The sequence below is a fragment of the Kineosporia babensis genome (assembly GCF_021129305.1).
Classification (GTDB): domain Bacteria; phylum Actinomycetota; class Actinomycetes; order Actinomycetales; family Kineosporiaceae; genus Kineosporia; species Kineosporia babensis.
The window spans coordinates 1-23023 of the sequence record NZ_JAJOMB010000034.1 but is presented as its reverse complement, the minus strand read 5'-3'; the positions used below and the strand labels follow the sequence as shown (position 1 = coordinate 23023).

Annotated in this window: 15 protein-coding genes; 11 read left to right on the top strand and 4 right to left on the bottom strand. The window is 70.5% G+C overall.

What is annotated here, in order from left to right; all coding sequences use genetic code 11:
* The first annotated feature begins 298 nt into the window (after window positions 1-298).
* The 6 genes from LR394_RS38275 to LR394_RS38250 are packed head-to-tail and all read left to right on the top strand — an operon-like array spanning window position 299 to window position 7613.
* Window positions 299-583: a hypothetical protein gene (locus LR394_RS38275; protein ID WP_231449613.1), complete on the top strand. Its 285-nt coding sequence runs from the start codon at window positions 299-301 to the stop codon at window positions 581-583.
* Between the two features lie 3 nt (window positions 584-586).
* Window positions 587-967: a hypothetical protein gene (locus LR394_RS38270; RefSeq protein ID WP_231449612.1), complete on the top strand. Its 381-nt coding sequence runs from the start codon at window positions 587-589 to the stop codon at window positions 965-967.
* A gap of 19 nt (window positions 968-986) precedes the next feature.
* A complete protein-coding gene (locus LR394_RS38265) occupies window positions 987-3902 on the top strand; it encodes an ATP-binding protein (protein WP_231449611.1) in 2916 nt (971 codons plus the stop codon).
* A complete protein-coding gene (locus LR394_RS38260) occupies window positions 3899-6052 on the top strand; it encodes a hypothetical protein (protein ID WP_231449610.1) in 2154 nt (717 codons plus the stop codon). Before LR394_RS38265 ends, LR394_RS38260 begins: the two co-directional genes overlap by 4 nt.
* A gap of 15 nt (window positions 6053-6067) precedes the next feature.
* The gene (locus LR394_RS38255) at window positions 6068-6574 is read left to right on the top strand and encodes a hypothetical protein (protein ID WP_231449609.1); all 507 of its coding nucleotides are present in this window, start codon (window positions 6068-6070) and stop codon (window positions 6572-6574) included.
* 4 nt (window positions 6575-6578) lie between these two features.
* The gene (locus LR394_RS38250; RefSeq protein ID WP_231449608.1) at window positions 6579-7613 is read left to right on the top strand and encodes a C40 family peptidase; all 1035 of its coding nucleotides are present in this window, start codon (window positions 6579-6581) and stop codon (window positions 7611-7613) included.
* 46 nt (window positions 7614-7659) lie between these two features.
* Here the strand turns inward: LR394_RS38250 and LR394_RS38245 are convergent, their stop codons facing one another.
* From LR394_RS38245 to ppk2, 3 genes are all read right to left on the bottom strand, one after another.
* The gene (locus tag LR394_RS38245) at window positions 7660-11571 is read right to left on the bottom strand and encodes a hypothetical protein (RefSeq protein WP_231449607.1); all 3912 of its coding nucleotides are present in this window, start codon (window positions 11569-11571) and stop codon (window positions 7660-7662) included.
* 66 nt (window positions 11572-11637) lie between these two features.
* The gene (locus LR394_RS38240) at window positions 11638-12432 is read right to left on the bottom strand and encodes a 4'-phosphopantetheinyl transferase family protein (RefSeq protein ID WP_231449606.1); all 795 of its coding nucleotides are present in this window, start codon (window positions 12430-12432) and stop codon (window positions 11638-11640) included.
* A gap of 100 nt (window positions 12433-12532) precedes the next feature.
* Window positions 12533-13555, bottom strand: a complete 1023-nt coding sequence (ppk2, locus tag LR394_RS38235; RefSeq protein WP_231449605.1) for a polyphosphate kinase 2 — start codon at window positions 13553-13555, stop codon at window positions 12533-12535.
* Between the two features lie 376 nt (window positions 13556-13931).
* On the opposite strand from ppk2, the gene LR394_RS38230 reads away from it, so the two are divergent.
* The 3 genes from LR394_RS38230 (at window position 13932) to gndA (ending at window position 17728) form a co-directional block, all read left to right on the top strand.
* Window positions 13932-15407, top strand: a complete 1476-nt coding sequence (locus tag LR394_RS38230) for a hemolysin family protein (RefSeq protein WP_231449604.1) — start codon at window positions 13932-13934, stop codon at window positions 15405-15407.
* A gap of 178 nt (window positions 15408-15585) precedes the next feature.
* Window positions 15586-16185, top strand: a complete 600-nt coding sequence (locus tag LR394_RS38225) for a hypothetical protein (RefSeq protein WP_231449603.1) — start codon at window positions 15586-15588, stop codon at window positions 16183-16185.
* Between the two features lie 67 nt (window positions 16186-16252).
* Window positions 16253-17728: an NADP-dependent phosphogluconate dehydrogenase gene (gene gndA, locus LR394_RS38220; protein ID WP_231449602.1), complete on the top strand. Its 1476-nt coding sequence runs from the start codon at window positions 16253-16255 to the stop codon at window positions 17726-17728.
* A gap of 46 nt (window positions 17729-17774) precedes the next feature.
* Here gndA and ilvA read toward each other — a convergent pair whose 3' ends face one another.
* On the bottom strand, window positions 17775-19052 hold the full coding sequence (gene ilvA / locus LR394_RS38215) for a threonine ammonia-lyase IlvA (RefSeq protein ID WP_231449601.1): 1278 nt from the start codon (window positions 19050-19052) through the stop codon (window positions 17775-17777).
* A 157-nt stretch (window positions 19053-19209) separates the two neighbouring features.
* Here ilvA and LR394_RS38210 point away from each other — a divergent pair, with 157 nt between their 5' ends.
* A complete protein-coding gene (locus tag LR394_RS38210; protein ID WP_231449600.1) occupies window positions 19210-20685 on the top strand; it encodes a DUF4625 domain-containing protein in 1476 nt (491 codons plus the stop codon).
* 157 nt (window positions 20686-20842) lie between these two features.
* The gene (locus LR394_RS38205; protein WP_231449599.1) at window positions 20843-22864 is read left to right on the top strand and encodes a S9 family peptidase; all 2022 of its coding nucleotides are present in this window, start codon (window positions 20843-20845) and stop codon (window positions 22862-22864) included.
* Window positions 22865-23023 lie beyond the last annotated feature (159 nt).

Here is a 23023-nt window from a genome sequence, read left to right as displayed (position 1 = left end):
TCCCCGGGCGGGGCAAACCTATGAATCAGATGCCGACTCGGTACACCGTCGGTGTGGCGGTCGCCGCTGACGTCTGCTTATGCATAGCTTTAAGCTGACACGTGCGACATCGACAGGACGATCGGCTGGGCGGCGCTACTCTGTCACAACGGATTATTCGGCAAATCGTGACAGAACCCCTACCATCGGTCTGACCTGACGTGGCAAGGTCGTAACAGAACGTGCGGATCAGCGGAGCCCGAAGCAGCGTGACGGCGCCGAGGTAACGGAGGGGTTCACCGGTGCCCTGGAGGTACGAATGGCCGTCATGAATTCGGTCGCAGCAGCACTCATCGCGACCACGACGAACGATGGACCCTCGCTCAACTCCAACGGGGTGGTCGAGTGGGGCGTCAAGAACATCATCCCGCTGGTCCTGCTGGTGATCGGGATAGGCATCATCGCCTCCGCCCGAAAAGGCAGGATCAGCGACAACGCGAACACACTGACCAACGTGATGCTGGGCATGGGCGTCATCGCCGGGGCGGCCGTGCTGTACGGCTTCGCCGGCCAGCTGACGAACCTGGTGTTCGGGGACGGCTGAGGCATGCGGGTAACCCCCGATGACGAGGTCTACCGGGTCAACACCGTGTGGCTCGGACCGAGCGGGCTGACCTTTCCCTGGACAGCCAGATACATCGCCTACGCGATGTGGCTGGTGGCCTTCCTGCTCATCCTGCTCGTCGAGGCGGTCACCCCGCTCTCGGTGAACATCCCACCGGTCTGGGAGATCTGCCTCGCCACGCTCGCGACCTACGGGCTGATGGGGTTCATCGACCACGAGCGCCCGGCCAACGCGGTCTGGCAGACCTTCGTCTCGGATCTCAACGCTCCCCGGGCCGGCCGCACCCAGAAGTACCGGTTGCAGCCGAAGGTCCGGGTCCGCGACAAACGCACCGCCGCCCGGGCACGCAGGGCCAGCAGCTAGGGAGAGACGCGGCCACCTCATGGGGATCTTCAGCAGCGGCCAGACCCGGGCCGCGAACATGGCACTGGCGTTGCGGACGATCGAGGGCAACCTGGCGTTCACCGACCAGGCGGCCTGGGCCTGGTTCGCGCTGCCCACGCAGCGCTGGGCGTTCCGGGCCGACGGCGAGCGGTTGAACCTGATCATCGACACGGCGACGCGGATGGCCGCCCTGTCCGGCCGGCGGCTGCACCTGCGGGTGACGTCCCGGCCCTATCCGGCGGCCTCCTGGGCCCGGGCCCTGGACGCCCGCACCCCCGATCCGCTGCCCGGGATCGACGGCAACACCTGGGCCGACCACCTGGTCAGCGCCCAGCAGCACGTGCGCGCCTCGACGATGGCCGAGAAAGAGGTCTACCTCGGCGTCCAGATCAGCGAGCGCTCGCAGATGGCCAACTTCACCCAGCGGGTGCTGCGCCGGCCCACCCTGGGCGAGCTGCAGAAGGTCGACAAGGACGCGGCGCTGGTCGGCGAGGCGATCGCCGGGCACGGTCTGGACGGCCGTCCGGTCACCCCGCGCGAGCTGGAGTGGCTGATGCGCCGCTCGCTGGGCCTGGGCCTGCCCGCTCCCGGGGCGCTCTCGCCGGTGCAGGACGGCCGGTGGGAGACCGAAGACCTGTACGAGCTCACCGAGGGCGTGATCCACGAGGCCGAGCCGTTCGCCCCGAGCGTCAAGATCTCCCGGCGTGACCCGGGCGGCGCCGGTTCCGAGCGGTACGTCAGCGTGCTCACCGTCGGCCGGGTGGACGAGATCGAGATCCCCGACCCGGCGCACGAGCCCTGGCTGGTGCACGCCGACCGGCTGCCGTTCGCGGTGGAGTGGTCGGTCCGGCTCGACGTGCTGGACGGCGACCAGGCGCTGGACGCGGTGCAGCGCAAGCTCCTGGTGGTCCGCGACATGCAGCGGCACTACCGCGATCACGACCTGGACGAGCCGCTGGCCCTGGAGCGCCAGGCCCGGCAGGCCCGGGCGATCGAGGACGAGATGAGCACCGGGGGCGACACCACCGCCTCCCGGGTGCACGGCTGGTTCCGGATCGCGGTCTCCGGCGCCACCCAGGAGGAGGCCCTGGAGCGGGCCCGCCAGGTGGTCGACACGTACCGCAAGCGGCAGGTCACGATCGCTCACCCGAAGGGCCAGCACGGCCTGCTGCGCGAGTTCATCCCCGGCGAACCGCTCTCCTCCACCGCCTACCGCCGCCGGCTGCCCACGCTGTACTTCGCGGCCGGGGTACCGGCCGCCTCGTCCTCGCTGGGCGACCGCCGTGGTCCGTACATCGGGCACACCGCGGCCTCGAGCCGGCGGGCCGTGATGTTCGACACGCACTTCGCCACCGAGGTCCGGGAGACCTCCGGCCTGGTCCCGATCGTCGGTGCCCTGGGCTCCGGCAAGTCGGTGCTGGCCGGGCTGATCACCTACGAGGCGGTGCGCCGGGGCATCACCTCGGTGATGCTCGACCCCTCCGGACCGCTGGCCCGGCTCACCGATCTGCCCGAGCTGCGCGACCGGTCCCGGCACATCGACCTCACCTCGGCGCCCTCCGGCACGCTGAACCCCTACGCCGTGGTGGTCCAGCCCCGGCCGGAGGACTACCCCACGCTGGACGCCCTAGAAGAGGCCCGCACCCTGGCCTCCCAGGACCGCAAGCTGCTCGCCCTGGACGTGGCCACCATGCTGCTGCCGCCCGGCCTGGCCTCGGCCGCCCGGACCCGGCTGATGCTGACCGAGGCGATCCGGGCCACCAAGGGCGCCCCGCAGACCAGCCTCTGGACGGTGGTCGAGCACCTGGAGTCGCGGCACGACGACCACGCCGCGGACATCGCCGCCTACCTGCGCGACATGGCCGAGATGCCGCTGGCCCGGCTGTTCTTCCCGATCGGGCCGAGCACCGAGCCGATCCACGACGACGCGGTGCTGACCGTGCTGACCATGCCCGGCCTGGTGCTGCCGCCCGGTTCGGTGCCGCGCGAGCACTGGTCCACCAGCGAGCAGATGGCGGTGCCGCTGCTGCACCTGGCCTCCTGGTACGCCACCCGCACGATCTACGGCCGCCCGCGCAACGAGCGCAAGCTGGTGGCCCTGGACGAGACCCACTTCCTGGGCGAGTGGGGAGCCGGGCGGGCCCTGTTCACCCGGCTCGGCCGGGACAGCCGTAAGTGGAACACCTGCGTCCTGGCGGCTTCTCAGAACCCGGCCGACGTGCTGGGCATGGAGGTCTCCAACTTCATCTCGGCCGCGTTCGTCGGCCGGATCGAGGACGAGCAGGTGGCCGCCGACGCGCTGCGGATGCTGCGGGTCCCGCCGGGAGTGGGCTACGAGGGCGTGCTGGGCCGGCTGTCTCCCCGCTCGCTCACCGGAACCCGTTCCGGCCTGCGCGAATTCGTGATGCGGGACGTGGACGGCAACGTCGACCGGATGCGGGTGGACCTGGACCACCTGCCGCACGTGCTGGCCGCACTGGACACCACCGCGGCGCCGATCACTCCGCCGCGGCCGGTGGTGGAACGCCCGGCCCGCGAGCCGCGGACCGACCAGATCGACCTCACCGCAGTAGAACTCGACGCGTCCGGGGCCCCGGTCGGTTCCGGCCGGCCGATCGGCACCGGTTCCTGGGCCGCGCCTCGCAAGGATCCACAGACTCCACCAGGCGGGTCCCGGCACGCCCTGCCGGTCGGCGCAGGCCGGCCCCGGCACGGGATGCGGGCCCGCAACGGCGCCACCACCGGAGAACACGCGGCCGTGACCACGGGAGAGCATGCAGCTGTGAGCACCGGCTCCCACCGGGTTGTCAGCAACCCGCCCAGCACCAACGGCAACGGCTGGCCCACGGGCCCGGCCGAAGCCGGTTCGGATCGTGGCACCCGGCACCCGGACGAGACCGGCGGACAGCGATGAAGCGGCGGCGCGTCGTCGTCACCGTGCTGGCCGCGCTCGCGCTGGCCGTCGGCATCGGCCCGTCCGCCATGGCCGCCACCACCCCGAACGCCAGCCCGAACGTCCTGGCGGCCACCACCCCGAACCAGGCGGCCCCGGCCGTCCCGTTCGTCGACTGCTCCGAGCCCCCGGTCCCCGAGGTACCGGGCCGCGGCGTGGTCGGGTTCTTCGAAGCACCCCCGAAGAACCTCCCGCCGGACGCCGACCCGTTCGCCGAGAACGCCGACGTCTCGATCTACGAGGTCTACGGCTACGCCGGCGTCCGCTGGAACACCTACGACCTGGGCTGCGGCTCGGAGATCGTGCGCAACCCGGACGCGGCGATCGGTACCGCCATCGGCAACTGGGTGATGGAGGTGCCGACCACCATGGTCGCCGCCACCGGGGCGGTGCTCGACGCGGCCTTCACCCCCGACTTCCTCGGCGTGTTCGACCCGCTGATCACCGACGTGGTCGACACCCTGCAGCGGACCGTGTTCGAGCGCTGGGCCTTCGTGGTCGTCGCCGCGCTGGGCGTGCTGCTGATCTGGCGGTCCCGGCACGCCGCGCTGGCCTCCTCGGCCGGCGCGATCGGCTGGGCCCTGCTGGTGATGGTGCTGGTCACCATGGTCTTCCGCTGGCCCCTGGTGGCCGGGCACGCCGCCGACCAGACCGTCGCCACCACGCTCTCGGCGGTCTCCACCGGGCTGAACGGCCAGGGTGCGGACGGCTCGGCCGACGCCGGCAGCGCCGCCACCTCGGGCATGCACCAGGCCCTGCTGTACGAGTCCTGGCTGGGCGGCACCTTCGGCAGCACCGACTCCGAGGTGGCCAAGGAGTACGGCCCGGTGATCTTCGACGCCACCGCGCTGACCTGGCGCGAGGCCGCGATCATGCAGTCCGACCCGGAACAGGGCAAGCAGATCGTCGAGGCCAAGCAGGAGAAGTTCGCCGAGGCCGCGGAGAAGATCAAGGCCGTCGACCCGGACGCCTACGAGTACCTGACCGGCAAGCGCTCGGACAGCCGGGTCGGCTACGCCATGCTGGCCCTGCTGGCCGCCCTGTGCACCGTGCCGTTCCTGTTCGTGGCCGGTCTGCTGGTGCTCGGGGCGCTGATCATCGTGCGCTTCGGCATCATGCTCTTCCCCGCCTTCGCCACCCTGGGCCTGTTCCCGACCATGCGCACCCTGGTCACCGGGATCGGCAGCACCGTGGCCGCAGCCCTGATCAACGCGCTGGTGTTCGGCATCGGGGCGTCGGTGACGGTACTCGGCATGGGCGTGCTGCTCTCCCCCACCAGCGGTACCCCGGGCTGGCTCAGCATCATCCTGATGCTGCTGCTGACCATCGTGATGTGGGTGGCGCTGCGCCCGTTCCGCCGGCTCACCCAGATGGTCTCCACCCGGGAGAACCACTTCGCCCAGGCCGCCGGCGGAGTCACCGGAGGCGCCAAGGGAGCGGCCCGGACCAGCAGCCGGATCCTCACCGGGGCGCTCAGCACCTTCCTCGGGGTCTCGGCCAGTCAGCGGGCCACTCCGGCCAACGCCATCGCCGAGGCCCAGGCCGCAGAAGGCCGTGCGCCGCAACGGGTCGAGGCGATCAGCAACTACCCGGTCCCGGCCAAGGCCGAGGGCGCCACGCCGGAACCGGCCGCGCTCGGCGGGCCGGTCACGGTCACCGGCGGCCAGGTCACCGTGATCCGCGGGCAGAGCGAGGCCCCGGCGCCGGCCCAGGCTCCGGCCGAGGGCGAGATCTACGCCCCCACGGCCGCGGGCAACCGGGTCGAGTCGGCCACGGTCAACAACGGCACCGGGGCCGGCCGGGCCGCGGCCCGCTCGGCCCTGTCCGGCTTCGGCGGTAACGCGGGCGAACGCCAGCCGGAGCAACCGGCAGAGGCCGGCCGGGTCGAGAACAACACCGGCAACCGGGTGTTCGCCACCGATCCGCCGGTCCCGGTGGGCAGCAAGAACTGGCGTCCGCAGGACGACGGCGCACCGGTGATCCGGCCGGGCGACCGTGGTTTCCAGCGCTCGGAGAGCGAAGCCCCCGACACCTTCGAGAGCGAACTCGACGAGGTCTTCCGCCCGCACCGCTCCGCCGCGGACTCCGACGACCGCGCCCGGCAGCGCTAGAAACCGACAGGCACAATGCTCGAGAACTTCCGAACCTGGCTGTTCGCCAGTCCGCGCCGGCTCGTGGTGGTCAGCCTGACCGCGATCATCCTGGCCTTCGTGGGGATCACAGCGCTCACCGACGACGACACGGCGGTGGACACCACCGGCGGCACCGGCAACACCGAGTCGATCGGGTCGACCAATGCGGCGATCCCCGACGCGGACGAATACGTGCTCGCCGCAGTGGAGTTCGTCCGGTTGTGGGCCGAGGTGGCGCCCGGCGAGAGCAACCAGCAGTGGCTGGACAAGCTCGTCCCGCGGGCCACCGAGGACTACGCCCAGGCGCTGCGCACCACCGACACGGCCACTCTGCCGGGCGGCCAGCCCTCCGGCGATCCGGTGGTCCGGTTCCTGGCCCAGGAGTCGGCGATGATCGCGATCCCGCTCGGCGGTGGGGACTCGGTACTGGTCACCGTGGTGGCCGGCGACGGCACCAGCGAGGCGAAAGTGTCCGACGTGCAACCCAACACCGGGGATTGAAGCCATGGAACGTAGGGTCCCGCTGCGCCTGGTGATCGTCCTGCTGGCGATCCTCGGCCTGTTCGGCGCCGGCCTGGTGCTGGTACCGGCGATGATGATGATGGGCATCGCCGGGGTCCCTCTGGACGAGGACTCCGACAGCGGCACCCTGAGCGTCAGCTGCGCCCGGATCGCCCAGACCGGCAACACCGACGTGGTGCTGGACGACTCCCAGCTCGAGAACGCGCAGACGGTGATCGAGACCGGCGTGGCGCTGGACATCCCGCCGCGCGGGCTGGTGGTGGCGGTGGCCACCGCGATGCAGGAGTCAACCCTGCGCAACATCAACTACGGCGACCGCGACAGCCTGGGCCTGTTCCAGCAGCGGGCGGCCTGGGGCCCGGCCTCGGACCGGACCAACCCCGAAGAGTCCGCCCGGATGTTCTTCACCGGCGGCCAGCAGGGGCAGCCCGGCCTGGTGGACGTGGACAACTGGCAGTCGATGGACGTCACCGACGCGGCCCAGGAGGTGCAGCGCTCGGCCTTCCCGTTCGCCTACGCCCGCTGGGAGTCCCTGGCCGGCTCGCTGGTCGAATCCGTGGTCGGTGACGGCCAACTGGGCTGCGACCAGAACATGGTCGGCGCCAACCTGCCCGACTCCACGGTCGGCGACTTCCTCCAGGTGGCGCTGGAACAGCAGGGCGACCCGTACATCTGGGGTGCGGTCGGCCCCGACTCGTTCGACTGCTCCGGCCTGGTCGTGTACTCGTACCAAAAGGTCGGCCACCCGCTCAAGATCCGTACCGCGGCGCAGATGATGGACAACTCGACGATGATCGAGCCCGGTCAGGAACAGCCGGGCGACCTGCTGTTCGGGGCGCTCGGGGAACGCGGTTCGGCCGGGCACGTGATGATCGTGGTGGAGCCGGGCACCGCCGTGCAGGCCCCGGCCGCCGGTCGCGACGTCGAGGTCACCCAGTACACCGCCGACAACGTCAACTGGAAGCTGGGCCGGCTGAACGACTCCGCCTTCGCCGACTCCCAGAGCCCGGCGGCCTGAGCGCTCCGGCTGGCCGAAGAGCAGCAACAACGGACGCGGTGCGCACCTAAGGCAGTTCGGGCGGAGTCAGTTTCGGCAACCGTTGGTCGGCGGTGCGCATCAACTCGACGGTGATCACCGTGTCGTCCATGATCGCCACCGCCCCGCCCATCGCCGCATCGTTGCCCTCGCCCCGCGCAGCCTGCGCCGAGGCCTGGCTCAGCGAGCGCTCCACGGCCGGCCAGTCCACCGCCGCCCACTCGTCCCAGTCCTCCGGCTTGCCCGGCAGCCGCACCGTCAGCTGCCCCTTGAAGGTGCGCCCGTTGGCCACCTCCATGGTCACGAACCAGACGTCGATCTTCTCCAGCGCCTCGCCGAACGCGGGTCCCGGCGGCCCGTAAACGTCCAGCGCCCGGGCCAGGTTCTTCAGCGTCTCGCGCAGCACCCCGGGCCGGTCCGGAGTACGCAGCGAGACCTGCAGCAGCAACCGCTCGCGCATCGCCGCCGACCCGTCCAGCGTGCGCGCACTGACCCGCCGGTCCACCGCCACGATCAGCCGGTCCGAAGGCCGCATCCAGCGCTGCAGCGCCACCTTCAGCGAGGCGTCCGAGGCGCCCCCGGCGTCCCGGCCGACCAGGAACAGCACGGTCTGCCCGTACACCCCCTCCACGGTCAGCCCGGCCAGCTCGAAATTGGGCGCCTGGGTGGCCAGTCCGGTCAGCACATCGCGCAGCAGGCCCACCCGCGAGTGCGCGGTCAGCGCCAGCGTGCGCCAGTTGCGCTGCAGGTCGGCGGCTGCCTCGTCGTCCGGTACGACGTCGAAGTCCTTGTCGCTCAGCGGTTTGGAGGCGGCCAGGGCGGGCAGCGGCCGGCTCTCGGCGTTGATCTGCACCAGCACCGAGAGCCGCCCGTTGCCGAAGGCCATGCCGTCCATCCGGTGCACCCGGTAGAGGAACGAGCCCAGCCCGCGCAGCGAGTCGCCGCGCCGGTAGGTCACCCCCACGCTCAGCTGCATCCAGCGCAGCGCCTGCCCGGAGTACCCGACCGGCGGCGGGGCCGGCAACTGCACGCTGCTGACCTGGAAGTTGTACCGGGCCGCGGCCGAGACCACCGCCATCACCGGGTGCCGGGCCAAGGCCACCGCGCCCGGGTCCACCGGCAGGCCGATCATGATCTGCAGCTGCCATTCCGGCGGTTCCTGCGGGGCCACCCGGTCCGGGTCCAGCGGCACCGGGGCCACCACGTCGTCGTTGTCCCCGTTCGCGGTCCGCCAGTCGTCCACCGGCTGATCGCGGAACACCAGGTAGGTCATCGCCCGGCCGGCCGTGGCCGCCTGCACTGCGCCCAGCAGGTTCACCTGTTCCGAGGTGATGCCGAGCTGTCGCGCGGCGCTCGCCGGGGCCTCCAGGTCCACCGCGCCGGGGAAATCCAGCCCGCGAGCGGTCAGGAACCGCGCCATCGACCGCCGGGCATTGCGGGTCAGCCCGGTCACCGGGCCGTCGGAGACCTGGCTGCGCTCCAGCAGACTCTGCAACTGCCCCTCCCCCGCGGGCCGGGTGACCACGTAGGCGAACGCGTCCCGCCCGAGCAGCAGGGCCTCGGTGATCAGGGCCCGGCTGCGCCGTCCGCGCAGCATGTCCACCCGGGCGTAGTCGGGTGAATAAGCGCTGGTCACCCGCATCGTGGCGGTCCGCGAGCGGCGTTTGGGCCGGGATCGGCGGGGCTCGGTGCGGCGTAGGCGCAGCATCAGCAGGGCCTGCACCACGAAGGCGATGAACGAAGCCGACTCGGCGTACTGGAAGTCGAGGATGGCCAGGCACATCGCCAGCAGCACGGTGGGCAGCACGGCCCCGAACATCAGCCAGTAGGTGGCCCGGGTCAGCAGGCCGCGCAGGGTGAAGGCCTGGCCCAGCTCAATCCGCCCGGCCAGCACGGCGGCGAACAAGGTCAGGATGGTGGCCAGCACCTGCTTGATGTCGCCGACCTCGTCGTCCGGGGGCTGCCCGATCCACAGCAGCAGGAACAGCACCCCGAGCACGGCCAGGTTCAGCCCACCGGTGTACCGGGCCACGTCGGACACCTCGGCCAGCCCCAGGTCGGCCTCGATCCGGGCGCGGATCGGCCGGGCCCGGATCGCCACATCGTCGACCGAGGCCGCCCTCAGCATCACCAGGTTCACGCTGGCCGTGTTCACGTCCACCCGGCGGCGCATCCAGCGGGGGTACCAGGTGCCCGAGTCCCAGGCGCGCCAGACCTCGGCCATCCCGTCGCCCAGCACCCCGGCCGCACGCACCCGGTCCAGCTGCACCCGCAGATCCCGCAGCCGCAGGTCCAGCTGGTGAGTGAGCTGCTCGCGCGAGGGCCGGCGCACCCCGCTCAGGATCTCCCGCAGCCGCCGGGGCTCGCCGTCGTCCGCCTGTTCGTCGTGGGTCGCCTCGACCAGGTAGTGCCGCAGGCTGTCGAGCGCGGAATCGACCTTGTGCAGCGCCATCTCGGCGATCTGCACGTCCACCCAGGAGGCCGGCCGGTCGTGCGGCATGTGCCGGGGGAACAGCCGGCGCATCAGCGATTCCAGGCGCTCGAACGGCGCCGGCAGCTGCACGTCGATCCGCCCCTGCACCCGGTCGCCGCGGCAGACCACGCCCTCGGGCAGCATCAGCCGGATCTGCCGGTCGGCGTGCGCGGTCGGGGCCAGCAGGTCGATGCTGAGCAGGGCCCGCGGCTGGAACCAGGCCCGGCCGCGGCGCACCAGCCGGCGCGAGGGCACGTGCACGGTGTACGACATCGGCCGACCCTCGTCCTTGACCGCGATCACCACCAGCATGGTGCCGATCAGGGCGTCGAGGATCTCCCCGACGTGCGATCCGAGCACCGGCCGCAACCGGCCGCCGTCCTCCAGCCAGGAGTCCACCGCGATCGGCCCGCTGATCGGCCCGGTCCCCGGCCCGTCGGCCACCGGCCCGGTCAGCACCTTCATGACTTCGGTGTCCAGGCCCGGCTTCTTGGTCACCCGCAGCGGAATGGTCGCTTCCGGGTCCAGATCTCCAGCAACGGACGGTGTGCTCGCCTCCGCGGTCGCCTCACCGGCGGGTGCCGTACCCGAATCCGTTGACTCGAAAGGCCTTGCGCCTGGAACCAGGTATCCACCGTCGGCCCACCGGGCGTTCGACGAGCCCGGCCCGGCCGCCTCGTCCGTGGCCGATTGTGCGAGTTCCACGTCGGCAGAAAGAATTTCGTCCAGCAGGCGCCGGGCGTCGCGAATCCCGTCGGGCACCGTGCCACCGGCCGGCAACTGCCCGGCCTCGTCGACCGGCGAGGCTCCGGGCAGCATCCGCCGAATCGCCGCCGACAGCAACAGCTTCTGCGAACGCTGGACCGCCGCGCCCGGCTCCGGGCCGACCTGCTGGGGCCGGCGGGTCATCACGTTCAGGATCATCTCGGCCAGCGCGGCCGCCAGGCGCTGGCGCACCTCGGCCTGGGTCAGCCGGTGCAGCCGGGTGCCCTCGGCGTCGCTGACCTCCAGGGTGGCGATCGGGTCGGCGTCCTCGTCGGCCCACCGGTCGAGCGGCACCTCGTGCCGCCGGGCCTGGAACTCCTTGAACAGCCGGGCCTCTCGCGATCGGGAGGGCTCACGGGCCTTCATCGGGGGCAGCGCCAGCAGCGGCAGCCAGGTCAGGCCCGCGTCCAGCTCGAACGCCTCGTGGTCGGCGTAGGACAGGTCGACGTCGACGATCACGTCGGTGTCCACCGCCTCGGCCAGGTTCAGCCGCAGCACCTCGGTGGTGCGCCGGCACCAGGAGTTGTTGGAGACCAGGTAGAGCAGTTCCCGCCCGAGCCGGGAGTCACGCTCGAACCGGACGTCCTCGCTGCGGTACTCCTCGAGCGTCACCTGGGCCAGGGCGGAGCGCAGCCGCTCGGTCCGGGAGACGACGGCCCGCTGCTGCTCCTCGGTGCTGGTGGCGATGGTGGTCTCGGGCATTCAGCCGTTCACCCCGCTCGTCCGGCCACCGCGCGACATCCCTCGCTTGCCTCCCCCGGCCACCGATCAGCCGATCTCCACCTGGTGCAGGGCCGGCGGTTCCGGCCACCCCGACTCGCGCAGGACCGCCACCGCCGCGGCGACGTCCGGGCCCAGATCCAGGTCGGCGCCGGCCACCCGGCCCACCCCCTGGGGCATCGAGGCCGACCAGGTGCCTTCCGTCTCCTCCACCGTGACCACCCCGCGCAACGGCAGCGACAGGCCGTGCCCGCTGGCCTTCACCGACGACTCCTTGCGGGCCCAGGTGAACAGCCGCCGGTGCTCCCGGTCGGTGCGCCGCTCGGTGGCCGCCCATTCCTGGTCGGCGAAGATCGAACTGCGCATCGCGTCCCAGTCCACCGTCCGGGACTGCTCCACGTCCACACCGATCTGCACCCCGGGGGCAGCCAGCGCCACGATCACGATCTCCCCCGAGTGCGACAGGTTCAGCTCCACCGGCCGGGCGCCGTCGCCGCTGCTCAGGTAGGGCTTGCCGTGCCCGTGCTCGTTGCAGGTGATGCAGAACGAGCCCAGGTCCAGCTCGGCCGGCGGGGTACCGGTGACCGAGGTCAGCACCCGGCGCAGCAGCGAGTGCGCCGCCAGCCCCCGGTCCCGGTCCTCGGCCCGGCGGTAACGTTCGATCTTGGCCGTCCGCGATTCGTCCAGGTCGGAGGCCAGCCGGGTCCGGGTGTCGTCGCTCAGATTCCCCACGTCCACCCGCGCCCACCAGATCTCCACCGCCGACCCGGCCGGGGCCGGGTGAGCGCCTGCAGGCGGGATCGAGGTCAGGGTCGGCTCCGGTGTCGTACGGGCTTCAGGCACTCGCAAAGGATGCCCTGAACGGCAGCGCAAAGCCACGGAAAGTCGCAAACCGCATGCGAGCCGCTCCGGTGAGCACCCCGTCCTCTGGTTCGAAAGCCCTTTACAGCCGGGGGAAGTACCGCGAAGTGTGCTCCCCGTGCTCGTACACGTCCGTGGCCAGACCGACGATCAGCGGGTCGGGCGTGCCGACCACCTCGAGGTCCTTGCCCTCGTAGGGGAAACGGTGCAGGACATGACGCATCGCATTGAGCCGGGCGCGCTTCTTGTCGTTGCTCTTGACCACGGTCCAGGGCGCGTCGGCGGTGTCGGTGTAGAAGAACATCGCCTCCTTGGCCTCGGTGTACTCCTGCCACTTGTCCAGGGAGGCCAGGTCCATCGGCGAGAGCTTCCACTGCCGGACCGGGTCGACCTGGCGGATCAGGAACCGGGTGCGCTGCTCCAGCTGCGAGACCGAGAACCAGAACTTGACCAGCCGGATCCCCGAGCGCACCAGCATCCGCTCCAGCTCCGGGGCCTGGCGCATGAACTCCAGGTACTCGGGCGCGGAGGCGAACCCCATCACCCGCTCCACCCCGGCGCGGTTGTACCAGGACCGGTCGAACAGCACGATCTCGCCGCTGGTGGGCAACTCGCGGACGTAGCGCTGGAAGTACCACTCGCCCTGCTCGCGCTCGCTCGGCTTCTCCAGCGCCACCACCCGGGCGCCGCGCGGGTTCAGGTGCTCCATGAACCGCTTGATCGTGCCGCCCTTACCGGCCGCGTCCCGGCCCTCGAACAGGATCACGACCTTCTCGCCGGAGCTCTTCACCCAGTTCTGCAGCTTCAGCAGCTCGATCTGCAGCAGCCGCTTCTCCGCCTCGTACACGTCGCGGCGCAGCCGCTCCTGGTACGGGTAGCCCTCGCGCCAGGTGTCCACCGGGGAACCCTCGGCGGTGATCAGGACCGGATCGTCGTCGTCCGAGTCGTCCACCTTCAGGCCCTCCAGCGAGAGTCCCTCCAGAGGCTGTCCCGCTCCCGGCACGTGGATCTCCCGGTGGATCTCGGCCACGCGGGCGGCGACCAGAGCGCCCGGCGCCTCGGACGCCCCGCCTTCCGGCTCCTCGGTCACAGGTGCGTTCTCCATCTGATCCATCTCCGTTCCAGCAGGTCACGAGGGCCCTCGATCCCAGCCTCCGAGATTCGCATCCGGCTCCCCACGCCGAACAGAGCCGCGATGCGAGGTTCACTGCGCAACGGCCAGGTGTTCACCGGTAGTTGGGAAATGGTGGCGTCGGCCCGTTCACCTGAGGTTCAGCGCCTCTGCTCCAAAATCACCCAAGGTGCGCCCGGGGGCAACAGCAGAAATGGTGGACGCTGTGAGCGGCGGAGCCTCCCAGCTCACCTGGTGCGTGTGGGCCCCTTGGGAACGCTGCGAAGTGTCTCGGGAGGCGCCATGATCACCTCTGCCCGAAACTGAACACCTCGTGCTGAACCCTTCAGCCTAAGGAGCCGAGCACACCATGTGGGTCGAGATCGCCCTGGTCGCCGTGCTGATCCTGATCAACGCCGCGCTGGCCGGTTCCGAGATGGCCCTGGTCACGCTGCGCGAGAGCCAGGTCAGCCGGCTGGCCGCGGAGAGCGAGAAGGGCAAGCGCCTGGCCTCGCTGACCAGCAACCCGGACCGTTTCCTGTCCACCATCCAGATCGGCATCACCCTGGCCGGGGCGCTGGCCTCGGCCACCGCCGCGGTCTCGCTGGCCGAGCCACTGGTCGAGCCGCTGGGTTTCCTCGGCGCCGCGGCCCAGCCGTTCTCGGTCGTCCTGGTCACCATCATCCTCACCTACGTCACCCTGGTGCTGGGTGAGCTGGCGCCCAAGCGGATCGCCATGCAGACCTCGCAGACCTGGGCGCTGCGGGCCACCGGCCCGATCAACCTGATCGCCACCCTGGCCCGGCCGCTGGTCTGGATCCTGGCCCGCTCCACCGAGATGGTGGTCCGGCTGGTCGGTCTGGACCCCAAGGCGGTGCGCGAGGAGGTCTCCGAGGAGGAGATCAAGGACATGATCGCGGCCCAGGAGTCGATCCCCGAGCAGCAGCGCTCGATCATCGAGGGAGCGCTGGAGCTCGACGAGCGCAGGCTCTACCAGGTGCTGGTGCCGCGCACCGACGTGGTTTTCGTGTCCGCCGCGCAGGACGCCGTCACCGCCCGCGACGTGCTGATCGAGGCCGGCCGCTCGCGCGCCCCGGTGATCGGCGAGACCGAGGACGACGTGATCGGTTTCGTGCACCTGCGCCAGCTGGTGGCCGGGGTCGGCACGGTCTCCGACTACGTGCGCCCGGCCCTGGTCCTGCCCGATTCCGCCGGTGTGCTGCAGGCTTTGGGCCGGATGCAGCAGCAGCGCGGCCAGCTCGCCCTGGTGATGGACGAGTTCGGCGCGGTGGCCGGCATCGTCACCCTGGAAGACCTGCTCGAGGAGATCGTCGGCGAGATCTACGACGAGTTCGACCTGGACACCGCGCAGGTGGTGCGCCGGCCCGACGGCGACATCGAGCTGACCGGTTCCTTCCCCGCCCACGACCTGCCCGACCTGGGGATCGACCTGGACCCGGGCCGCAACGCCACGATCGCCGGAATCATGCTGGAGGCGCTGGGCGAGTTCCCGCCGGCCGGTACCGAGACCATCGTGGGCCAGTGGCGGCTGACCGCTCTGGAGGTCACCCCGCGGGCCATCCTGAAGGTGCAGGTGCACCCGCTCGACGAGGCCGAGCTGAACCAGATCGAAGAGGCCAAGGAGGCCGCCCGGCAGGCCCGCGAGAACCGCGACCTGCCGCCGGTGGAGGAGATCGCCCCGCTGCCGGAATCGGCCGAGCCGCCGGCCCGGCCGGTCTCCGCCTCCACCGACGAGGCCCGGGCCGCCCTGGCCACCACGAGCCCGGCCAAGCCCGACTCCGACCTCGCGCCCAGCGATCCGTCGGTGCACACCGATCCGGCCTGATCACAAACCCGCAGGCCACGGTCCGGCGCCGAAAACAATGCAGAACCGGTGCCGGACCGCGGCCGCGAGGCGGATTGATCTGCGTCCGTCCGGTCCGGGATAATTCGTTCCGGCCCGGAAAGTCTTTTGTGGGCCGCTGGAACCGCCCACAAGTACGGCCGAGAGGGTTGTTGCGCTGATGGCAGGTGAACGGAGCGGTCCGAGCACACCCACGATCGTGCTGATTGCGGTGCTCGCAACCCCGGTCGTCCTGATTCTGATCTTCTGGCTGATCGGCAGCGGCGGCGACAGCGCCTCGGCCAACACCAAGCCGCTGCCCAACCTGGTCGGCAAGGGTCTGGAGTGGGCCAAGGACAAGGCCGACCAGTCCGGCTTCGGCGACGTGGAGTCGCACGACGCGCTGGGCCGGGACCGCCGCTGGAGCGACGACAAGGAATGGGTGGTCTGCTTCCAGACCCCGGCCGCGGGCAACGCCGACGCGGACAAGAAGGTCGAGCTCGGCGCGGTCCAGATCGACGAGAAGTGCCCGGCCAGCGACCAGGCCCTCTACCGCCAGGCCACCACCGAGATGCCCGACCTGAAGAACCGCACCGCCTACATGGCCGGCGAGATCCTCGGCGAGAAGGCCAGCGTGCGCTTCATCGACCGGGAGGACGGCGACGACGTCAACGGCAACCTCGGTGACTACCGGGTCTGCTCGCAGGAGCCGAAGGCCGGCGAGGCGTTCGACGGCGTGCCGGTGACCATGCTGGTCGTGGAGTACGAACAGCGTTGCTGATCACTTCCGGGAACATCCCGTTCTCCTGAGGCACTGGAACAGTCACGTCCCAGACCTGAGGAGAACGGTGAGCACGAGCGCTGACACTGACGTCACGACCAGGACCGGTTCCGCCAACATCGGGGTGACCGGCCTGGCCGTGATGGGCCGCAATCTGGCCCGCAACCTGGCCCGGCACGGTCATCGGGTGGCGGTGCACAACCGCACCTACGCCCGCACCGAGAGTCTGGTCGCCGAGCACGGCGACGAGGGCACCTTCGTGCCCAGCGAGTCGCTGGCGGACTTCGTCGACTCCCTGCAGAAACCCCGCGTCGTCATCGTCATGGTGAAGGCCGGCCCGGGCACCGACGCGGTGATCGACGAGCTGGTGCCGCTGCTGGAGGAGGGCGACATCGTCGTCGACACCGGCAACGCGCACTTCGCCGACACCCGGCGGCGCGAGGAGGCGCTGAAGGCCCAGGGCCTGCACTTCGTCGGCTGCGGGGTCAGCGGCGGCGAGGAGGGCGCGCTGCTCGGGCCGAGCATCATGCCCGGCGGCTCGAAGTGGGCCTACGACCGGCTCGGACCGATGTTCGAGTCGATCGCCGCGCAGGTCGACGGCACGCCGTGCTGCACGCACGTCGGCCCGGACGGCGCCGGTCACTTCGTCAAGATGGTGCACAACGGCATCGAGTACGCCGACATGCAGCTCATCGCCGAGGCCTACGACCTGCTGCGCCAGGGCCTGGGCGCTACCCCGGCCGAGATCGCCGAGATCTTCCGGGGCTGGAACGAGGGCGACCTGGAGTCGTTCCTGATCGAGATCACCGTGGACGTGCTCAGCCATGTCGACGCCCGCACCGGTCAGGCCTTCGTCGACGTGGTGCAGGACCAGGCCGAGCAGAAGGGCACCGGCCGCTGGACCGTGCAGAACGCGCTCGAGCTGGGCGTTCCGATCACCGGTATCGCCGAGGCCACGTTCGCGCGCTCGCTTTCCGGGCACGCCGACCAACGGCTCGCGGCGCAGCAGGCCTTCGGCTCGGGGGTGCAGGCCGGCTGGGTCGCCGCCGAAGACCGCGAGGCGTTCACCGAGGACGTGCGCGCTGCCCTGTACGCCTCCAAAGTGGTTGCCTACGCTCAGGGTTTCGACCACATCCAGGCCGGCAGCGAGGAATTCGGCTGGGACATCGACCGCGGCAGGACGGCCACGATCTGGCGCGGCGGCTGCATCATCCGAGCTCGCTTCCTGGACCGGATCCGCGAGGCCTACGACGCCAATCCTGAACTCGAGAGCCTTCTGGTTGCGCCGTACTTCGCCGAGGCCGTGCAGAACGGCGCCGACTCCTGGCGCCGGGTGGTGGTGGCCGCGGCCACGAACGGCATTGCCACCCCGGCCTTCTCGTCCTCGCTGGCGTACTACGACGGGTTGCGGCGGGATCGCCTGCCGGCCGCACTGATCCAAGGCCTGCGCGACCTGTTCGGCGCCCACACCTACCGCCGGGTGGACGCCGAAGGGTCGTTCCACACGCTGTGGGCGGGCGACAAGAGCGAAACCAACTCCTGAACAAAGGGACGTTGTGGGCACCCGGGTGCCCACAACGTCCAATGTTCTAGAGCAAGTAGCGGAAAAGTGGGCTGTCGGCGGGGATCTTCTCGATGTTCGGCGGAGAGGACTCCATCCGGGCCAGCAGGGCCGGCAGATCGTCCGGGCTGCCCAGCTCGATCCCGACCAGCGCCGGGCCGGTCTCCCGGTTGTTGCGCTTGACGTACTCGAACAGCGTGACGTCGTCGTCCGGGCCCAGCACGTCGTCCAGGAAGCGCCGCAAAGCGCCTGGCTCCTGCGGGAAATCGACCAGGAAGTAGTGCTTGCGACCCTCGTGGATCAGCGCCCGCTCGACCACCTCGGCGTAGCGGCTGACGTCGTTGTTGCCACCGCTCAGCAGGGCCAGCACGCTCGCGCCGGGCTGCAGCCGAACCACCTCGCCCAGCGCCGCGGCGGCCAGCGCCCCGGCCGGCTCGGCGATGATCCCGTCGGCCTGGTAGAGCTCCAGCATCTCGCTGCAGACCCGGCCCTCGGCCACGCTGACCACCTCGACCTTGGTGTCGCGGATGATCGGATACGTCACGTCACCGGCTCGACGCACCGCGGCACCGTCCACGAAACCGTCGATCTCGGCCAGCACCACCGGTTCTCCGGCCTGCATCGCCGCATGCATGCTGGCCGCCCCGGCCGGCTCGACCCCCACCACCCGTACTTCCGGATGCCGCTCGGACAGCCACGTTGCCGCGCCGGCCAGCAGACCACCGCCGCCCACCGGGATCACCACCACGTCCGGCAACGGCTTGCCGAGCTCCTGCAGCTGCTCGAACGCCTCGGCGACGGCCGTGCCCTGGCCCGCCACCGTCCACGGGTGGTCGAAGGCCGGCACCAGGGTGGCGCCGGTCCGGGCGGCATCCGCCTTGGCCTCGGCCGCCGCATCGTCATAGGTGTCGCCCAGCACCCGGATCTCCACCAGATCGCCACCGAGCACCGCGATCCGGTCCCGCTTCTGCCGCGGCGTGGTCCGGGGCAGGTACACCCGGCCCCGCACGCCGAGTCGGCCACAGGCGTAGGCCAAACCCTGCGCATGGTTTCCGGCGCTCGCGCAGACCACCCCGGCGGCCCGCGCCTCTGGCTCCAGCTGGGCGATCAGGTTGTACGCGCCCCGCACCTTGTACGAGCGAACCGGCTGCAGGTCTTCGCGCTTCAGCCACACCTCGCCGCCGGTACGCGCGCTGAGCCGATCGGAAAGATGCAGAGCAGTTGGGGACAGAACCGACGAGAGCCGTTTCCGGGCCTGCTCTACGTCGTTCGCGTCCACCGGTCTCTGCTGCGCGCCAGTCGCCATGAGGCGCAAGGTTAGGCCTACCTTGCCTGGTCGTGCGCGACTGTCTCAGGGTGTGACCCGTGCGCCGCACGGCTTCAGGTCGGCGGTGCGGCTTCAGGTCAGCGGCCGGAGTGTCGAGGGCGAGAGAGACCGTACCCCGGCAGGAGGAGTTACCCGCATGATTCGCCGCGTCCTCATCACCGGAACCGTCACAGTGGCCACCCTGCTCGGCCCGGCTGCCGTCATGGCCCTGGCTGCCCCAGTTCCCACACTGAGCGTGCAGAAGGTGCGCCCAGGTACCTCGTTCACGCTCACCCCGCCAACGCCCTGCCCCAGCGCCATGGGCGAGCAGGTCGTCTACATCACCTACACCGACAGCGAAGAGACCACCCACCAGCTTGCGGCGCTGAGCACGGACAGCTCCGGCGGCTGGGGTGCGACCTCGCTGCGCCTGCCGGTGGCCGGCCTGGACAGCTCCGGCGAATGGGACGATCCGGCAGTCGCCGCCGGTCCGGGCACTGTGGACGTGAGCTGCTTGGATGCTGATTACGTGGCGGCCGGGACCGCCCCTGGATTCTCGTCCCGGATGCCTGGGCAGGTCAGCCAGGCGATCATCGATCCTCCGGTCCGGCAGCTCGATGAGCCGGAGGATGACGACCCGCCCTCGGACGACGACGGGAATGTCACCCAGACCTACGAGCCGGTCTCGCTGGCTGCGGCCGGAACTCCGGCCCAGGTGAGTGTCAGCCGCAGCATCGCCGAGCCCGGTGCCGCGATCTCGGTGGCACCAGTGGACGTCTGTGATGCCTCGGCCGCGCAGCCGACCAGCGCTCGGATCCAGATCAGCCCGACCATGCCGGTGGACGACTCCGGTGACTCGGGTTCTGATGACTCAGATGACTCCGGTAACTCTGACAACTCCGGTGACCCGGATGACGACGGCTCCGAGGAGCTGGAGGGGCTGGGGGCCGAGGCCGATCCCGAGGCGATCGTGACGGTCCCGCTGGAGCTCACCGCCGGCACCTGGCAGAGAACCAAGATCACCATTCCGGAAGACGCCCCGCTCGGTGACTACGCGGTCGCCGTCGACTGTCTCGACTCGTCCATGAACATCACCAGCAGTTATGCGGGCTCGCCGCTGGCTCTGGGCACCGCCACTGCCGCCGCGCCGGTGTGCTCCACCAAGGGTGCAACCGTGCGGTTGACCGGTAGCTACCCCGAGGCCGTGCTGAACGACGAGGACGAACTGACGCTCCCCGCCACCTTGCGGCTGAACGGCTCCGGCCCCTGGAGCTTCACCCTCGAATCAGCGCTCACCGGCGCTCAGCTGCTGAAGCAGAAGGTCTCCTGCCCCCAGCCGGACTACGAGCTCACCGTACCGAAGACCGCTCTGACCTCTGCGGGTGTGGTGCGGGCCCGGGTCTGCAACACCGGTGACGCCGATGCCCGTGCCCTGCTGCAGGTCGCGCTCAAGGGCAAGAAGTTCGCCACCGTAGACCGTCAGCTGCTGAAGGACGGCGACTGCACCTGGCTGGACGGCGGCAAGGTCAAGAAGGGCAGCTCGGCCAAGGCCCGGGTGGTGATCGACCCTGCAGGGAAGGGCACCACCGACCAGGAGGTCGAGCACAGCTTCAAGGTTCGCCGTAAGGGGTAGACCCAACTACCGACGGGGGACGTCGGCGGCAGCACCCGACACCGGTCCCATCCCCGGTGTGCAGGTGCGGTGGGCCGCCCGGCGTCCTCCGTTCGGTTCTGCGGGTGTTCCTGGAAGTAGCTCTGGTGTTGTCACTCGATCGCAGTAGCGTGCTGGCATGAGTGACTCAACGGGTTCCGAGCTCCCCGTCGTTCCGTTCGGCGCCTGGCCTTCCCCGATCAGCGCGGCCGACCTGGTCTCCGGCGTCACGCGTCCGAACGAGGTCTGGCCCGGTGAGAGTGGCACCTGGTGGTCGCAGGCCCGTCCGGACCAGGGCGGGCGGGAGCAGCTGGTCTTCCGCGCCGACGACGGCACGATCACCGATGTGCTGGGGCCGGACTGGAACGTACGGACGCGGGTGCACGAGTACGGCGGCGCCGCCTGGTGGGTCGCGGGTGACGTGGTTTTCGCGGTGAAGTGGGACGACCAGCGGCTGTACCGCGCCGAGCCGGGCAAGCGCCCGGTACCGATCACCCCTGCTCCGCCCACCAAGGCAGCCTGGCGGTACGCGGACGGCCGGCTCACCCCCGACGGTAAAACCGTTATCTGCGTGCGGGAATCGCATGAGGGTGGCGATGTCCGCAACGAGATCGTGGCGATTGCTGCCGCCCCGGGCGACACCGAGAACCCGGCCCCGAAGGTTCTGGTGACCGGAGCCGATTTCGTGGCCGCGCCGCGGATCAGCCCCGACGGCAGGCGGCTGGCCTGGATCGAGTGGCAGCACCCGAACATGCCTTGGGACAGCACTTCGCTGTGGACCGCGGAGATTCTGGACGATGGCAGCCTCGCGGACGCTCACCTCTTGGCCGGCGCAGCCCGCGTCGGGCACGGCCGGGCCGCCAGCCGAGACGGACAGTCCCTGATGCAGCCGGGATTCGGTCCGGACGGCCAGCTCTACGTCATCTCGGACTTGTCTCAGTGGTGGAACCTCTACCGGGTCGACGAGAACAGCGGATCGCTCTCGCCGGTGCTGGCGCTGCACACCGAGGTCGGCGGACCGGCCTGGGTTTTCGGCAACAGCGACTACGCGGTGGACGCCGAGCAGCAGGTCTGGCTGACGTACACCGATGACAAGGGCGCCAACCTGGTTCGGGTGGACGGCACTTCGCCGGAAACCGATCCCCTGCCCTTCGTCTCGCTGGAGCGGCTGCGTCTCTCCCCCGACGGTTCCCGGCTGACCGCCATCGCGGCCCAGGCCACGGCCGAGATCGCGGTGGTCGAGTTCCGGGTCGGCGCCCAGGGCAAGCTCGACTGGACCATCCTGAACGAAGTTTCGGACCACCGTCTCGACCCGGCCGGCATTTCCGTGCCGCGCCACGTCACCTTCCCCAGTGTCGGCGGCCGCGATGCCCACGCGCTGCTCTACCCGCCGGCCTCGGCTTCGGTGCAGGCCCCGGAGGGAGCTCGCCCGCCCCTGATCGTCACCGTGCACGGCGGCCCGACCAGCGCCGCCAGCTCCGCGTTCCGGCTGAGCACGCAGTACTGGACCAGCCGGGGTTTCGCCGTGATCGACGTGAACTACGGCGGCAGCACCGGTTACGGCCGTTCCTACCGCAAGCTGCTCGACGCTTCCTGGGGCATCGTCGACGTCGAAGACGCCTGCGCAGCTGCTCTCTGGGTGGCCGCGCAAGGTCTGGCCGACGCCTCGCGCCTGGCCATCCGAGGTGGCAGCGCGGGTGGCTACACGGTGCTGGCCTCTCTGGCCACGCGCGACGTGTTCACCGCAGGGGCGAGTCTGTACGGCGTGGCCGACCTCGGTGCTCTCGCTTCAGACACGCACAAGTTCGAGTCGCGCTACCTGGACGGGCTGGTCGGCCCCTGGCCGCAGGCCAAGGACACGTACACCGAACGCTCGCCGCTGTCGCACATCGACGGTTTCGACCGTCCGCTGATCGTGCTGCAGGGTGACGAGGACGCTGTGGTGCCGCCGGCTCAGGCCGAGATGATCGTGGCTGCGCTGGCCGAGAAGCAGGTGCCGCACAGCTACCTGCTCTTCGCCGGGGAACAGCACGGCTTCCGGAAGGCGGAGAACATCATCCGGGCCTTCGAGTCCGAGCTGTCGTTCTACGGCAAGGTGTTCGGCTTCGACCCGGCCGGCCTGAACGAGCCAGTACCGATCCGTTTCGCCGAGAACCTGTAGCTCTTGGCCGGGTAAGCAGGTCTTTGCCGGGTGAACAAGGCGCGCGGTGGCGCCGCCTTGTTCACCCGGCCTGCGTTCGCGCGCTCTTGGGGCGCAAACGCAGTGATGGCGGCCCGCTCCACCGGCAACCTTTGCGGGTTGCCTGGCGGGGGCCGCCAT